This window comes from Sphingosinicella ginsenosidimutans (genome assembly GCF_007995055.1).
In the GTDB taxonomy this organism is placed as follows: domain Bacteria; phylum Pseudomonadota; class Alphaproteobacteria; order Sphingomonadales; family Sphingomonadaceae; genus Allosphingosinicella; species Allosphingosinicella ginsenosidimutans.
The window spans coordinates 728,696-743,120 of sequence record NZ_VOQQ01000001.1; the positions used below are offsets into that span (position 1 = coordinate 728,696).

Annotated in this window: 14 protein-coding genes; 7 read left to right on the top strand and 7 right to left on the bottom strand. The window is 69.3% G+C overall.

The window, feature by feature from the left end; genetic code table 11:
- The first annotated feature begins 176 nt into the window (after window positions 1–176).
- Together FRZ32_RS03610 and FRZ32_RS03615 are read left to right on the top strand one after the other, a co-directional pair.
- Window positions 177–458: a circumsporozoite protein gene (locus FRZ32_RS03610; protein ID WP_147042218.1), complete on the top strand. Its 282-nt coding sequence runs from the start codon at window positions 177–179 to the stop codon at window positions 456–458.
- Between the two features lie 117 nt (window positions 459–575).
- Window positions 576–803 (top strand): hypothetical protein, encoded by a 228-nt coding sequence (locus tag FRZ32_RS03615; RefSeq protein ID WP_147042219.1) that lies wholly within the window; start codon window positions 576–578, stop codon window positions 801–803.
- 73 nt (window positions 804–876) lie between these two features.
- Here FRZ32_RS03615 and groL read toward each other — a convergent pair whose 3' ends face one another.
- The 4 genes from groL to FRZ32_RS03635 all read right to left on the bottom strand — a co-directional run bounded on the left by groL (window position 877) and on the right by FRZ32_RS03635 (window position 5,667).
- On the bottom strand, window positions 877–2,511 hold the full coding sequence (gene groL, locus FRZ32_RS03620; protein ID WP_147042220.1) for a chaperonin GroEL: 1,635 nt from the start codon (window positions 2,509–2,511) through the stop codon (window positions 877–879).
- 69 nt (window positions 2,512–2,580) lie between these two features.
- On the bottom strand, window positions 2,581–2,868 hold the full coding sequence (gene groES, locus FRZ32_RS03625) for a co-chaperone GroES (RefSeq protein ID WP_147042221.1): 288 nt from the start codon (window positions 2,866–2,868) through the stop codon (window positions 2,581–2,583).
- Window positions 2,869–3,023: 155 nt separating this feature from the next.
- Window positions 3,024–4,697 carry a ShlB/FhaC/HecB family hemolysin secretion/activation protein gene (locus tag FRZ32_RS03630; RefSeq protein WP_158635818.1) on the bottom strand — a complete coding sequence of 558 codons (1,674 nt, stop codon included), beginning with the start codon at window positions 4,695–4,697 and terminating at the stop codon, window positions 3,024–3,026.
- Window positions 4,698–4,701: 4 nt separating this feature from the next.
- The gene (locus tag FRZ32_RS03635) at window positions 4,702–5,667 is read right to left on the bottom strand and encodes a hypothetical protein (RefSeq protein WP_147042223.1); all 966 of its coding nucleotides are present in this window, start codon (window positions 5,665–5,667) and stop codon (window positions 4,702–4,704) included.
- Between the two features lie 542 nt (window positions 5,668–6,209).
- Here FRZ32_RS03635 and sppA point away from each other — a divergent pair.
- Window positions 6,210–8,084, top strand: coding sequence for a signal peptide peptidase SppA (gene sppA / locus FRZ32_RS03645; RefSeq protein WP_147042224.1), 1,875 nt, complete (start codon window positions 6,210–6,212; stop codon window positions 8,082–8,084).
- On the top strand, window positions 8,081–8,635 hold the full coding sequence (locus tag FRZ32_RS03650; protein ID WP_243445181.1) for an arsinothricin resistance N-acetyltransferase ArsN1 family B: 555 nt from the start codon (window positions 8,081–8,083) through the stop codon (window positions 8,633–8,635). Before sppA ends, FRZ32_RS03650 begins: the two co-directional genes overlap by 4 nt.
- Here FRZ32_RS03650 and FRZ32_RS03655 read toward each other — a convergent pair.
- Window positions 8,623–9,252 (bottom strand): trimeric intracellular cation channel family protein, encoded by a 630-nt coding sequence (locus tag FRZ32_RS03655; RefSeq protein WP_147042226.1) that lies wholly within the window; start codon window positions 9,250–9,252, stop codon window positions 8,623–8,625. The genes FRZ32_RS03650 and FRZ32_RS03655 overlap by 13 nt on opposite strands.
- A gap of 107 nt (window positions 9,253–9,359) precedes the next feature.
- Between FRZ32_RS03655 and sdhA the strand changes: the two genes are divergently transcribed.
- The 3 genes from sdhA to FRZ32_RS03670 all read left to right on the top strand — a co-directional run bounded on the left by sdhA (window position 9,360) and on the right by FRZ32_RS03670 (window position 12,921).
- Window positions 9,360–11,165: a succinate dehydrogenase flavoprotein subunit gene (sdhA, locus tag FRZ32_RS03660; RefSeq protein WP_147042227.1), complete on the top strand. Its 1,806-nt coding sequence runs from the start codon at window positions 9,360–9,362 to the stop codon at window positions 11,163–11,165.
- A gap of 170 nt (window positions 11,166–11,335) precedes the next feature.
- The gene (locus FRZ32_RS03665; protein ID WP_147042228.1) at window positions 11,336–11,803 is read left to right on the top strand and encodes a DUF2269 family protein; all 468 of its coding nucleotides are present in this window, start codon (window positions 11,336–11,338) and stop codon (window positions 11,801–11,803) included.
- Window positions 11,800–12,921, top strand: a complete 1,122-nt coding sequence (locus FRZ32_RS03670; RefSeq protein ID WP_147042229.1) for a saccharopine dehydrogenase family protein — start codon at window positions 11,800–11,802, stop codon at window positions 12,919–12,921. Before FRZ32_RS03665 ends, FRZ32_RS03670 begins: the two co-directional genes overlap by 4 nt.
- Here the strand turns inward: FRZ32_RS03670 and FRZ32_RS03675 are convergent.
- Together FRZ32_RS03675 and FRZ32_RS03680 are read right to left on the bottom strand one after the other, a co-directional pair.
- Complete coding sequence (locus FRZ32_RS03675) at window positions 12,918–13,619, bottom strand: nucleoside/nucleotide kinase family protein (protein ID WP_147042230.1); 702 nt, start codon at window positions 13,617–13,619, stop codon at window positions 12,918–12,920. The genes FRZ32_RS03670 and FRZ32_RS03675 overlap by 4 nt on opposite strands.
- Entirely contained in the window at window positions 13,619–14,398 is a 780-nt protein-coding gene (locus tag FRZ32_RS03680) for a methyltransferase family protein (RefSeq protein WP_147042231.1), read from the bottom strand. The genes FRZ32_RS03675 and FRZ32_RS03680 overlap by 1 nt, the downstream gene beginning before the upstream one ends.
- Window positions 14,399–14,425: the final 27 nt, after the last annotated feature.

Here is a 14,425-nt window from a genome sequence, read left to right on the forward strand (position 1 = left end):
TTTATATCCGTCAAGCAGGGCATTGCCAACTGCATCGGTAGAGAAACTATGGACTTGGTTGATGGCATCCCTTAAAAGGATTGCTTCGCCGGATGCCGGGGGAGGGGCAATTTTGCCCTTCGGCGGAGGGCGAAGAATGAACTGCTTTCCTCGCAACTGATCGAAGGAATCAACCAGTGAAGAAGATCGCTCTCTCGCTCGTGGCGGTTGCCGCGCTCGGCCTCGCCGCTTGCCACAACAATGCCGACTCGGCCGCGCAGAACGCCGCCGACGCCGCCAACCAGGCGAGCGCGGACATCCAGAACGCTGCCAACAGCGCGATGGAAGCTTCGCAGAACGCCATGGACGCGACCACGGCCGCTGCCGCGAACATGACCGACAGCGCCCAGGCCGCGACCGCGAACCTCACGGACGCCGCTGCCGACGCGAACAACGCCGCGGCCGACGCGAACAAGTAAGCTTTCGCTTCTTGCGTGATCGAGGGGCCGTGCAGCCAAGGCTGCGCGGCCCCTTTTTCTTCGCCTGGATTTCGCGCTAGGCTGCGGCGATCGACCCCGCCTTAAGGACGCAAAGCGATGCGGAAATCCGCCCTGTTCGCCGGCCTTGCCGCCCTCGCCCTCTCCGCCGCTGCCTGTCATCGCCAGGAAGGGCGCGGCGGCCTCAGCGCCGACGATGACCAGCGGCTCGACAATGCCGCGGCCATGCTCGACGCCAATGTGATCGATACCTCGCCGGACGATCTCACCGTCAACGCCTCCGATCTCGAAGGCAATCAGGACGCGAACGCGCTCGACGTCGATTGAAACCGCACGGCGCGGCGACAAAAAAGGGCCGGGTTTCCCCGACCCTTTTCCGTGAGGCTCGATTGGCCTGGACTTAGAAGTCCATGCCGCCCATGCCGCCGCCCGGCATCGCGGGAGCCGGCTTGTCCTCCGGCAGCTCGGACACGGCGGCTTCCGTCGTGATGAGCAGGCCGGCGACCGAGGCCGCATCCTGGAGCGCGGTGCGAACGACCTTGGTCGGATCGATGACGCCCGCGGCGGTCAGGTTCTCGTAGGTCTCGGTCTGAGCGTTGAAGCCCAGGCTCTCGTCCTGGCCGTCGATCAGCTTGCCGGCGACGACGGCGCCGTCGACGCCCGCATTCTCGGCGATCTGGCGGACCGGCGCCTGCAGCGCGCGGCGAACGATGTCGACGCCGCGCGTCTGATCGTCATTCTGGCCGGTGAGGCCGTTGAGCGCCTTCGTCGCGTAGAGCAGGGCGGTGCCGCCGCCCGGAACGATGCCTTCCTCGACCGCGGCGCGGGTCGCGTGGAGGGCGTCGTCGACGCGGTCCTTGCGCTCCTTCACCTCGACCTCGGACGAACCGCCAACCTTGATCACCGCGACGCCGCCGGCCAGCTTCGCCAGCCGCTCCTGCAGCTTCTCGCGGTCATAGTCGGACGTGGTGATCTCGATCTGCTGGCGGATCGATTCGATCCGGCCCTTGATCTGATCGCTCGCGCCGGCGCCATCGACGATGGTCGTGTTGTCCTTGTCGATGGTGACGCGCTTGGCCTGGCCGAGCATGGTCAGCGTGACGTTCTCGAGCTTGATGCCGAGATCCTCGCTGATCATCTCGCCGCCGGTCAGGATCGCGATGTCCTGCAGCATCGCCTTGCGGCGATCGCCGAAGCCGGGCGCCTTGACGGCGGCGACCTTGAGGCCGCCACGCAGCTTGTTGACGACGAGCGTGGCGAGCGCCTCGCCCTCGATATCCTCGGCGATGATGAGCAGCGGACGGCTGGTCTGCACCACGGCCTCCAGGATCGGAAGCATCGCCTGGAGGTTGGAGAGCTTCTTCTCATGGATCAGGATGTAGGGGTCGGAAAGCTCGACCGTCATCTTCTCCGGGTTGGTGATGAAATAGGGGCTGAGATAGCCGCGGTCGAACTGCATGCCCTCGACCACGTCGAGCTCGAACTCGAGGCCCTTGGCCTCCTCGACGGTGATCACGCCTTCCTTGCCTACCTTCTCCATCGCCTCGGCGATCTTCTCGCCGACGACGGTGTCGCCATTGGCCGAAATGACGCCGACCTGGGCGATCTCGTTGGAGCCGGCGACCGGCTTCGAACGCGCCTTGAGATCCTCGACGACCTTGCCGACGGCGAGATCGATGCCGCGCTTCAGGTCCATCGGGTTCATGCCGGCGGCGACCGACTTCATGCCCTCGCGAACGATCGCCTGGGCGAGCACGGTCGCGGTGGTGGTGCCGTCACCGGCGAGATCGTTGGTCTTCGACGCGACCTCGCGCAGCATCTGCGCGCCCATATTCTCGAACTTGTCCTTGAGCTCGATTTCCTTGGCGACGGTGACGCCGTCCTTGGTGATGCGCGGCGCCCCGAAGCTCTTGTCGATGACGACATTGCGGCCCTTGGGGCCCAGGGTCACCTTCACCGCATCGGCGAGGGTGTCGACGCCGCGCAGGATGCGCTCACGGGCGTCACGCGAGAAGCGTACGTCTTTGGCTGCCATGTGGCTTACCTTTCAGTTTGAATGTTCCGGATGTTCACGGGAGCGATCGGCCCCCGCACTGGCGTTCGATCAGCCGACGATCCCGAGGATGTCGCTTTCCTTCATGATCAGCAGATCCTCGCCGTCGATCTTGACCTCGGTGCCCGACCACTTGCCGAACAGGATGCGATCGCCGGCCTTGACGTCGAGCGGGGTCACCTTGCCGTCCTCGGCCTTGGCGCCGGCGCCGGCGGCGACGACCTCGCCCTCCTGCGGCTTTTCCTTGGCGGTGTCGGGGATGATGATGCCGCCGGCCGTCTTTTCTTCGGCCTCGACGCGGCGGACCAGCACGCGATCGTGCAACGGACGAAATTTCATGCGTTCACCTTTCCTGTTTCACGCGGATGTGCGACCCCCCCAACGCGGCGGCCGCGACGAAAAGCTGTTAGCACTCAACCGAGGCGAGTGCTAATGGCCGCGATTTAAGCGAGGTGGCGCGAGCGTCAAGGGGCTGGGCCGGGCTTTTTCGCCGCTCAGGGCCGGATCGACACCCGCCAGCCGATCGAAACCCGCCAATCGGACGGATAGCCAGGATAGGGCCGATCGACAGTCCGCGCATATTCGAGCTCGATCATCGCCCGGTTGGTCCAGGCGAACCGGATGCCGGCGCCGGCGGAGGCAAGATCGAAATCCTGCCTTTCGGAGCCGCCGCGCGGCAACAGCCAGGCCTGCGACCAATCGCCGAATCCATAGAGCTCGCTGGCGGCGAAGCGGCCGGAGGCGAGCGGACGCCAGGCGAGCTCGCCAAGCGTCGCATAGCCGCGATCGGCATTGATGAGGCCGGTTTCGAACGCCCGCCCGAAATCCGCGCCGCCGACCGAAAAGCGCTCCACCGCCGGCAGTGGATCGTCGGTCCACTGACCGGCGGCGCGGAGCCGCAGCGCCGCGCGCCGCCCGATCGCCTGATCGAACGAGATACGGCCGTTCAGCTTGGTGAAGTCCTCGGCGCCGACAGCGTCGGGCACCTCGGCGCCGAACAGGCCGAGGCCCCGGCTCGCGCTTGCGATCGCGGTGATGATCCGGTGCTGCCCCACATCGGTGAAGGATTCGGCGGCCCGGATCGCGCGGCTGTACTCGCTCGCGATGATCGATCCGAAGGCGGCGTTGTCGCTGTCGATTCCGTCGAGCGCGAGGCTGAGCGTCAGGTTGCGCCGATAGCCGCGGATCAACGGGTGGGTGAGCGTGAGGCCGAGCGTGCGCGCCTCGCCGCTGATCCCGGTGCCCTCGGCATGGGTGGAGAGATAGCCGCCGTTGACGCCGAGCCGGGTGCCTTCGGTGCCCATCGGCGTCGAATGGCTGATGCCGAGATAGATCTGATCGTGAAAATCGACCGAGGCGGCGCCGGTCAGCTCGGTCGTGTCGCCCTCGCGGATCAGGCCGTAGCCGCGCGCCACGGCCTGGAACTGGCCGTCGCGGACCAGCCGGGTCGTCCGGTTGTCGAAGCTCACCGCCAAGGTCGGCCGCTTGTAGTCGAGCGCGAGGATGAGGCGTACGCCGCCCGGCCCCTCGCCCATCGCCAGGCTGGCGCGCACGGTGAGCCCCGGAATGTCCTGGATCAGCGAGAGATAGCGTTCGAGCGTCGCGCGCCGCGTCGGCCGCTCGTGGGTCAACCGGTCGGCATAGGCGCGCACCAGCCCGAGATGCCGGTTTTCGACCTCGCCGGTGATCAGCACCGCCTCGACATGGCCCTCGCCGACGCGGACGGTGACGGTGCCGGTGGTGAGGTCCTGCTGCGGAATCACGATGGTGAAGAGCGCGATCGGGGAGCGGCCGTAAGCTGCGGTCATCGCGGCGACGAGCGCCTGGAGATTAGCGCGGCTCGCCGGGCGGCCGATGAAGGGACGCGCCGCCGCGGCCACCACGGCGGGCACCTCGGTCCCTTCGAAGGCGATGCCGCGGATCGGCGTCGCGGAATCCTCGGCGGCATCGACGCTGGTCGCGCCGGACGGGATTTCCGGGGCCTGCGCGGGCGGCGGCGTCGCGGGCTGCTGCCGATCGATCCGGTCACGGTCGATCGGGCTCACCGCCTGGCCATTGGCCGCCGCCGGCAAGGCGCAGAGCAGGGCAGCGGTGGCGAGGGCCGTCGCCTCCCGCCACCGCCGCGCCCACGGGCGCATTCCCGTCGTGACGCGGGTCGCGCCTCTCACCGGATCAACCGCCCCTCCGGCCGCCGAGCAGCCCGCCAAGACCGTTGGTCACGCTCTGGACGACGCCGCCCACCGGACTGGCCGGGGTCGAGGCCGGGGCCGCGCCCTGCCCGGAGAGCAGGCCAGTGACCGTGCCGAGGACTCCGGCGACCACGCCGCCATCGGCGCCCTGCCCGCTTTGGCCGCCCTGCGCGCCGAGCGCTCCCGTTACCGTGCCGAGCACGCCGGCGAGCGCTCCGTCGCCGCTTCCCTGGCCGCCAGCCGCCCCTGTCACCGGGCCCAGCACCGCGCCGAGCGCGCCCTGGCCGCCATTGTTGCCGCCCGGCAGCGCTCCGGTGACGAGGCCGAGCGCCGCGCCGACCGGATTGGAGGACCCGCCACCGCCGGTCACGCCCGAGACCAGCCCGGTCGCGGTCTGCACGACTCCCTGAACCGGGGTCTGCCCGCTACCGAGGCCGCCGGTCACGCCGGAGACAAGGCCGGTCGCGGTCTGGACCACGCCCTGGACGACGCCGCCGGTGGCCAGACCCTGTTCGAGCGTCACCGGCCGGCCGCCGGAGAGCGCGCCGAGGGTGACCGCATCGCCATGCGCCTGGCCGGCCGAAGCCAGGCTGACGCCGAGCAGAGGCGACTGGTTCCCGCCGCCCAGGACATTGGCGCCGCCGACCGTGAGGTTGACGAGCGCCCCGGGCGCCGCGGTCAAGCCGTCGATCAGATAATCCTGTCCGTTGCCGGCGCGCACCAGCGCCTGGCCGGCGGCATTGGCGGCCTCGATGACGCGGCCGACGAGCCTCGTGCCTTCGGGAAGCCGCGGATCGACGATGTCGGCGAGGATGGCGCCGCGATCGGCGACGCCCTGGACGCTGTTGCCGGATGCCACCAGCACGCCGGAAACGACCGGCAGCGGCTGGGCCGGATCGCCCGTATTGGCGAGCAGGCCGGTGCCGGCGATGCCGCCCGGGCCGATCAACCCGCCGATCGCGAGCGCCCCGGTCGCCCCGGTCGCCCCTATCGCGCCCCCCGGACCTGCCGGACCTGCGGGACCTGCCGGGCCGGCGGGACCGGCGGGACCGGCCGGGCCTGCGGGGCCCGCGGGTCCGGTCGCGCCGGTGGGGCCGGGCGGTCCTGCCGGGCCTGTGCCGCCAGTATTGCCGGGGTTACCCGCCTGGCCTGGCGCGCCGATGCTTCCGAACCTGGTCGTGCCGCTCGATTCGCAGCCGCCGAGGGTGAGAATAAATGCCGTGGACGCAAACAGTGCGAGTGCGGACCGCTGAACGCTGTTGGTCATCGCTACATCCTCTTCTGCTGCCCCCGCGTCGTTCCTATCAGCTTCCTTCTGCATTTGTTCCGGATACTGTTCCGAAATGGATACAGTTCTCGGCCATTCCTTAACGGCCATTAACTTTTTCTGTTAAGGACTGGGATTCCGGCCCGCGCGCCCGCCGAGTCGCGCCGGCGGATTTACAGCCCCTCCGCTCTGGTCTAGCCGATCGGCGAAGGAGCATTTCGGGCATGAGCTTCGCAGGCAGGGTCTGGCGGCTGCTGGTCGGCATCAAGGACGCGCTCGTCCTCATCCTGCTGCTCGCCTTCTTCGCCGGCCTCTACGGGCTGCTGTCCGCCAGCCCTTATCGCAACAGCGCGGCGCGCGGCGCGCTGCTGCTCGATCTCGACGGCCCGATCGTCGAGCAGCCGGCGCAGGCGAGCCCGCTCGGCGCCCTGGGCGGCGGCGGGCCGGGGCGGCAATATCGCCTCGCCGAGCTCGTCCACGCCCTCGACGCAGCGGCGCACGACGATCGGATCAAGGTCGTCGCGCTCGATCTCGACATCTTCGCCGGCGGCGGCCAGGCCGCGATCACCGACGTCGGCGCCGCGCTCGATCGCGTACGCCGCGCCGGCAAGCCGGTGATCGCTTATTCCACCGGCTATTCCGACGACGGCTACCAGCTCGCCGCCCATGCGAGCGAGGTGTGGCTCGATCCGATGGGCGCGGTGGTCGTGACCGGGCCGGGCGGCACCGGCCTTTATTATGCCGGCCTGATGCAGCGGCTTGGCGTGACCGCCAACGTCTATCGGGTCGGCGCCTATAAATCGGCGGTCGAGCCGTTCACGCGCAGCGACATGTCGCCCGAGGCGCGCGCCGCGAGCCAGGCGCTCGCCGATGCGCTGTGGGAAACGTGGCAGCAGGACGTGCGCCAGGCCCGGCCGCGCGCGCAGATCGCCGCCTGGACGCGGAATCCGGAGCAGTTCGTCGCCGCGGCCGGCGGCAATTCGGCCGAGGCCGCGCGCCGTGCCGGCCTCATCGACCGGATCGGCGATCGCATCGCCTTCGGCCAGCGCGTCGCGCAGATCGCCGGCTCGGACCGTCCGCAGGTTCCGGGCGACTTCAGGGCCGTACGCTACGCCGCCTGGGTGGACGATCATCCGGTCAGCGATTCGGGCGGTCGCATCGGCATCCTCACCATCGCCGGCGACATCGTCGACGGCCGGGCCGGGCCGGGCACCGCCGGCGCGGAGACGATCGTCGCCAATCTCCAGCGCGGGCTTCGCGACAACGACCTGAAGGCGCTCGTCGTGCGCGTCGATTCGCCGGGCGGTTCAACCTTCGCCTCCGAACGGATCCGCAGCGCGCTCGCCGCCGTCCGCGCGCGCGGCATCCCGATCGTCGTCTCGATGGGTTCGGTCGCGGCGAGCGGCGGCTATTGGGTGTCGACGGCCAGCGACGCCATCTATGCCGAGCCATCGACGATCACCGGCTCGATCGGCGTGTTCGGAATCATCCCCAGCTTCCAGGGCGCGCTCCAGAAGCTGGGCGTCGGCGCCGACGGGGTTTCGACGACGCCGCTTTCCGGCCAGCCGGACATCCTGCGCGGCCCGTCGCCCGAAGCCAGCCGGATGATCCAGGCCGGGATCGACAGCACCTATCGCCAGTTCCTGACCCTCGTCTCCGGCGCGCGCCGGATGCCGGTCGCGCGGGTGAACGAGATCGCCCAGGGGCGCGTGTGGGCCGGCGGCGCGGCGCATCAGCTCGGCCTCGTCGACCGGTTCGGCACGCTCCAGGACGCGGTGGCCGATGCCGCACGCCGCGCCCGTCTCGATCCAGCGTCGGCGCGGACCGTCTATCTGGAGCGCCAGCCGGGCTGGCTCGATCGGTCGCTCGCCGCGCTCGCCAGCAATGACGACGACGCCCAGGCCCGCGACGCCTTCTCGCGTCTCGCCGCGCGGCCGCAGCTGATGCTCGCCCGCGCGATCGGCGATGCCCGTTCGGTGCTGAACGGCCCCGCGATCCAGGCCCGCTGCCTCGAATGCCCCTCGGCCGCGCCGCCGCCGCGCCTCGCCCCGCCCGGCACGCTGCTGACCCGGCTCGCCGGCCTCCTGCTGGGCCGATGATCCTCCGGCGGGCGCGCCCGGCAGACGCCCCCGCCATCGCGGCGATCTACGCGCCCTATGTGGCCGACAGCGCCGTCTCGTTCGAGATGGAGGCGCCCGATGCGGACGAGATCCGCGCGCGGATCCACGCCTGCCAGGACACCTACCCCTGGCTGGTCGCCGAAGAGAATGCCGGCGCCATCGCAGGCTATGCCTATGCCAGCCAGTTTCGCGCGCGCCGCGCCTATCGCTTCACGGTCGAGACCACCGTCTATGTCGCCGAGGGCCATCATGGCCGGGGCGTCGGCGGCTGGCTTTACGATGCGCTGATCGAGACCCTCGCCGCCCAAGGCTTCACCCAGGCGATCGCCGCGATCACCCTGCCGAACGAGGCGAGCCGGCGGCTGCACGAGGCGCGCGGCTTCGTCGACGCAGGCGTCTATCGCGACGTCGGCTACAAGCTCGGCGCCTGGCGCAGCGTCGGCTTGTGGCAGCGCGCGCTGGCCCCGATGCGCGACGCGCCGGCGGAGACGCTGCCAGTGACCGGGATCTGGCGCGATCAGCGCCGGTAGGCCGGCAGCGAGAGCCCGCGCGCGATCGCATAGCCGCGCAGCACGAAGCCCGCGGTCGCCGCCGCCACCGCGGCGACATCGCCGGCCACGCCGAAATGGACGAGCCCGACGAGCAGCGCGGCCGACAATGCCGCCGCCGTCACATAAAGCTCCGGCCGCATGAGGATCGACGGCTCGCCGGCCAGCACATCGCGGATGATGCCGCCGAGGCATCCGGTCAGCACGCCCATCGAGAAAGCGGGCAGCGGCGCAAGGCCATAGGCGAGTCCCTTGGCGGCCCCATAGGTCGCATAAGCGGCGAGGCCGACGGCGTCGCACCACAGCAGCGCCCGCCCCTTCCACAGGCCGGCCGGAAGCATCCAGGCCGCGATCGCCGCGGCAAGGCAGATCAGCAGGGTCGCATTCTCATGCACCCAGAAGACCGGCGCGCCGATCAAGAGGTCGCGCACCGTGCCGCCGCCGATGCCGGTCACCACGGCGAAGAAGGCGAAGGTGACGAGCGTCTGCCGCCGTTCGGCCGCGAGCAGCGCGCCGGAGATCGCGAAGACCGCGATGCCGGCGAGGTCGAGAAAGCCGAGCGCGGGGCCGATCAGCGTCGGAAGCGGAGTGGCGGACATGCGCGGGCCATATCATGCGGCCGCGCGCGACGCGAAATCGGGCCTTGCGCGCCCTTGCAACGCGTCGCTTTCGGCCTAAAAGCGGGCCGGCGAAGGGGAGCTCCGCAATGGCCGACACCGCCTACCAGATTATCGATCACCAATATGACGTCGTCGTCGTCGGCGCCGGCGGGTCGGGCCTGCGCGCGACGATGGGCGCGGCGCAGGGGGGGCTGAAGACCGCCTGCATCACCAAGGTCTTCCCGACCCGCAGCCACACGGTCGCAGCGCAGGGCGGCATCGCCGCGAGCCTCGGCAACATGGGCCCGGATCACTGGACCTGGCACATGTACGACACGGTGAAAGGGTCCGACTGGCTCGGCGATCAGGACGCGATCGAATATATGGTCCGCGAGGCCCCGGCGGCGGTCTATGAGCTCGAACATGCGGGCGTGCCGTTCAGCCGCACCGACAAGGGGCTGATCTACCAGCGGCCGTTCGGCGGCATGATGCAGAATATGGGCGAAGGCCCGCCCGCCCAGCGCACCTGCGCCGCCGCCGACCGCACCGGCCATGCGATGCTGCACGCGCTCTATCAGCAGTCGCTTCGCTACGATGCCGACTTCTTCATCGAATATTTCGCGCTCGACCTGATCATGGAGAACGGGGCGTGCCGCGGCGTCGTCGCCTTGTGCCTCGAAGATGGGTCGCTGCACCGCTTTTCCGCCCATGCCGTCGTGCTGGCGACCGGCGGCTACGGCCGCGCCTACTATACCGCGACCAGCGCCCACACCTGCACCGGTGACGGCGGCGGCATGGTGCTGCGCGCCGGCCTGCCCTTGCAGGACATGGAGTTCGTCCAGTTCCACCCGACCGGCATCTACGGCGCCGGCGTGCTCATCACCGAAGGCGCGCGCGGCGAGGGCGGCTATCTCACCAACTCCGAGGGCGAGCGCTTCATGGAGCGCTACGCGCCGAGCGCCAAGGATCTCGCATCGCGCGATGTCGTCTCACGCTCGATGGCGATGGAGATCCGCGAGGGCCGCGGCGTCGGCCCGCACAAGGACCATATCTGGCTGCACCTCGATCATATCGATCCGAAGATCCTGGCCGAACGGCTGCCCGGCATCACCGAATCGGGCAAGATTTTCGCCGGCGTCGATCTGACCCGCGAGCCGCTGCCGGTCGCGCCGACGGTGCACTACAATATGGGCGGCATCCCCACCAACTTCCACGGCGAGGTGGTGACGCTGAAGGACGGCGATCCGGACGCGGTCGTGCCCGGCCTCTTCGCGGTCGGCGAGGCCGCCTGCGTTTCCGTCCACGGCGCGAACCGGCTTGGCTCCAACAGCCTGATCGACCTCGTCGTCTTCGGCCGCGCCACCGGGATGCGCGTCGCCGAGACGGTGAAGCCGAACAGCAAGCACGCGCCGCTTCCCAAGGGCGGCTCCGATCTCGCCATCGAGCGGCTCGATCATTTCCGTCACGCCGCGGGCGGCTCTCCCACCGCCGAGGTCCGCGTCGAGATGCAGCGCAACATGCAGACGCATTGCGCCGTCTTCCGCACCGACGAGCTGATGACCCAGGGCGTCGCCGAGCTCGCCAAGACCTATGAGCGGATGAAGGACATCCACGTCACCGATCGCTCGCTGATCTGGAACAGCGATCTGGTCGAGACGCTGGAGCTCGACAATCTCATCTCCCAGGCCAGCGTCACCATCGCCGGCGCGGTCAACCGCAAGGAAAGCCGCGGCGCCCACGCGCACGAGGACTATCCCGAGCGCGACGACAAGAACTGGATGAAGCACACCATCGCCTGGTTCGATGGCTGGGGCGGCAATGGCGGTGGCGTGAAGATCGATTACCGCCCGGTCCACGAATATACGCTCACCGACGAGGCGGAATATATCAAGCCGAAGAAGCGGGTTTACTAGCGGCCGCACCCAAGGTCTTGATCTTGCAGCGCCATCCCGACGAAAGTCGAGGCTCACGGGCAAAGCGCCATATCGCCGCGCTCCGCGCCGGTCGTTGCCATTTTATCGCGGGGCCGCGCGACGACGGGGCGCCGCCTGGCGTGCCCGGCCGGCGCCGTTAGCCCAGGCCGATGGACACCTACACCCTCGTCAAGACCATCCACATCCTCTCCGCGACGATCCTGTTCGGGACCGGGATCGGCACCGCCTTCTTCTTCTGGTCGGCGCGCCATGGCGACGATGCGGCACGGCTCTATGCCGCGCGAACGACGGTCCGGGCGGATTTCCTGTTCACGCTGCCCGCGGTCATCATCCAGCCGGCGAGCGGGGCGTGGATGATCGCACGCGCCGGCTACGATCCGGGCGCCCTGTGGCTGAGCGCGACCGTCCTTCTCTACCTCCTGGTCGGCGCCTGCTGGATTCCCGTCGTGTGGATTCAGGCGCGCATGGCGCAGATGCTGGGTGAGAAGGTGGCCGGCGGCGCGTTCGACGCCGCGCGCTACGAACGGCTTCGGCGGATCTGGTTCGCGCTCGGCTGGCCGGCTTTTGCGGCAATGATCGCGATCTTCGCCCTGATGGTGGCCAAACCCGCCGGATGAGGCGCATCCTCCTCCTCGGCGGCACCGGCAATTTCGGCACGCATATCGCGCGGCGCCTGGCGGGCGATCCGAACATCCAGCTGCTCATCGCCGGCCGCTCGCGTGCCAAGGCAGAGTCCGCGGCGGCGCGGCTCAAGGCGGTGAATCCAGCGGAAGGGCACGAGATGGACATGGCCGGCGACCTCGCCGCCGCCTTCGCTGCCGCCCGGCCGGATCTCGTCATCCACACAGTCGGGCCGTTCCAAGGACAGCCCTATCGCGTCGCCGAAGCCGCGATCGCGGCGGGCGCCCACTATCTCGACCTTGCCGATGCGCGCGCCTTCGTGACCGGCATCGACGCGCTCGACGAACGCGCGAGGGCGGCCGGCGTGGCGGTGATTTCGGGCGCGAGCTCGGTGCCGTGCCTCTCCGCCGCGATCATCGATGCCTTCCGTCCCCGGTTCGGGGCGTTGAGCTCGGTCGATTACGGCATCAGCACCGCGGCGCAGGGGATTAGCGGGCTCGCGACGGCGACGGCGATCCTGTCCTATGTCGGCCGTCCCATCCGCCAGTGGCGCGCGGGCGCCTGGAGGGTGACCCATGGCTGGCAGGGCCTGCACGGGGAAACCTATCCCGAGCTCGGTCGGCGGCTGTTCGGCGATTGCGACATTCCTGATCTCGACCTGTTTCCGGCGCGCTACGAAGGGCTGCAGACGGTTCGTTTCGGCGCCGGCCACGAACTGGCCTTGATCCACCTCGGCACCTGGGCCTTGAGCTGGCCGGTGCGGGCGCATCTCTTTCCCGGGCTCGACCGCATCGCCCGCTTTCTCCTCGCCGCCGCACGCCTCCTCGATCCGATCGGTACCGGGCGAAGCGGCCTTCACATGATCCTCGGCGGCACGGATGAAGCGGGAGCGCCGAAGACGATCCGTTTCTATCTGATCGCGCGGCAGGGGCACGGGCCCTATATTCCCTGCGTTCCCGCGATCCTGCTCGCCAGCCGGTTTGCGGCGGGCCGCGCCTTCACCCCCGGCGCTCGGCCCTGCCTCGATCTCATCACGCTGGATGAGTATCTCGCGGCGCTTGCCGACCTGGACGTCTCGACATTCGTCCTCGAAAACGAGGACCGTCGGCACTAGTCGAGGTCGGGCAGCGCCCCGCGCGCCGCGGCGAGCGCGGCGGCCTTCACCTGCGCGTAGGGGCGCGTCGCGTCCAGATCGACGATCGGCGCGCCGTTGAAGGCGAGCTTCGGCACGACCGCGATCTTGCGCTCGATCAGCGCACGGGCGTGATCGGGCTTGCGCCGGAGCGCCGTATCGACATCGACGTTGAGGCGGATGACGAGATCGGGGACGTAGGAGGCCATCCATTCGTAAAGCGCCCGCTCGCGCGCCGCGAGCCGGCGGATCGCGCGCCCTTCGGCCCGCGCCGCCGACAAGCCGGGGCCTTCGAACAGCGCCGGCACCTCGGTCTGCGGATAGCGGTCGGTGAGCACGGTCACCCCCGCGCGGCGCAACGCCAGGACGCGGCGAAAGCGCCGGGCGCGGATGCGCGAGAGCCGGGCGATGACGAGCGCGGTGGCGAGGCCGGGAATCTTCGCCTCCCGATCCCGCGCCTGGTCCGCCTTGCGGGTCAGGGTGCGCTCGAGCAGCGGGCCGATCAGCGGCCAGGCCTTGATCCGGTTGCCGAGATCGCCGGTGCCAAGGCCGAGATAGCACAGCTCGACCCGCCGGCCGTCCGCGCGCAGCGTCTCCAACAGGTCCGCGGCGAGGGTCGATTTGCCCGATCCGTCCGCGCCGACGATTGCGATGAGCGGCGCCAGCCCGGCATTGGCCATCAGGACAGTTCCTTGAAGAACCCACCCATTTTCAGCCCGCCGATGGCGAAGCGGATCACGACCAGTGCGCCATAGGCATAATACCACGGCACCTGCCACGCCGGCACCGCGGCGGGATCGAAACCGGCCCGGGCAAAGGCATAAAGCGCGACCGCGGTGGCGAGCAGGAACAATTTGTTCTGCTCGCGCCAGATCATCCGTTTCCACCAGAAGGGATATTTGGGCTTCACCCAGCCGTGGAGGCGGGGCAGCAGCGCCGGCACGTCCTTCGCCCAGGCGGCGTGGGCTTCGCCGAACTTCGAGCGAAGATAGTCTTCCTCATAGACCGAGATCCGCTCGTAGACGAGGATCGCCAGCAGGAAGACGAGCGCGCCATAGACCCACGATCCGGTCAGCATCGCGAGGCCGGTGAAGTTGAGGATTCGCCCGACATAGAGCGGGTTGCGGACGAGCGAATAGGGGCCGGTCGTGTTGAGCTCGGCCGCTTCCGCGGCAACCTTCGCGCGGCCCGACGTCCCCAGGGCGGCGAAGCCCGAGGTGATGACGCGCACCAGTGCCCCGGCGGAGGCGACGCCGAGCGACAGCCAGAACCAGCCGCAATTCGCCGCAGGATCGGCGAACGGCCCCCGGATGCCCGTGCGCCAGACGATCAGCGTGCCGATCGCGATGACGGTGTAGATGTAGAGGCCGCGAATGAAGAACAGGCGCTTTCCGCTGAGCGCCATTTCGTGCTGGTACATGGAGATGCGGCCGGTCCCTGTTCGGTTGAAAGCGCGCACCTAGCCGATCGCGACCGGCCGCGCCAC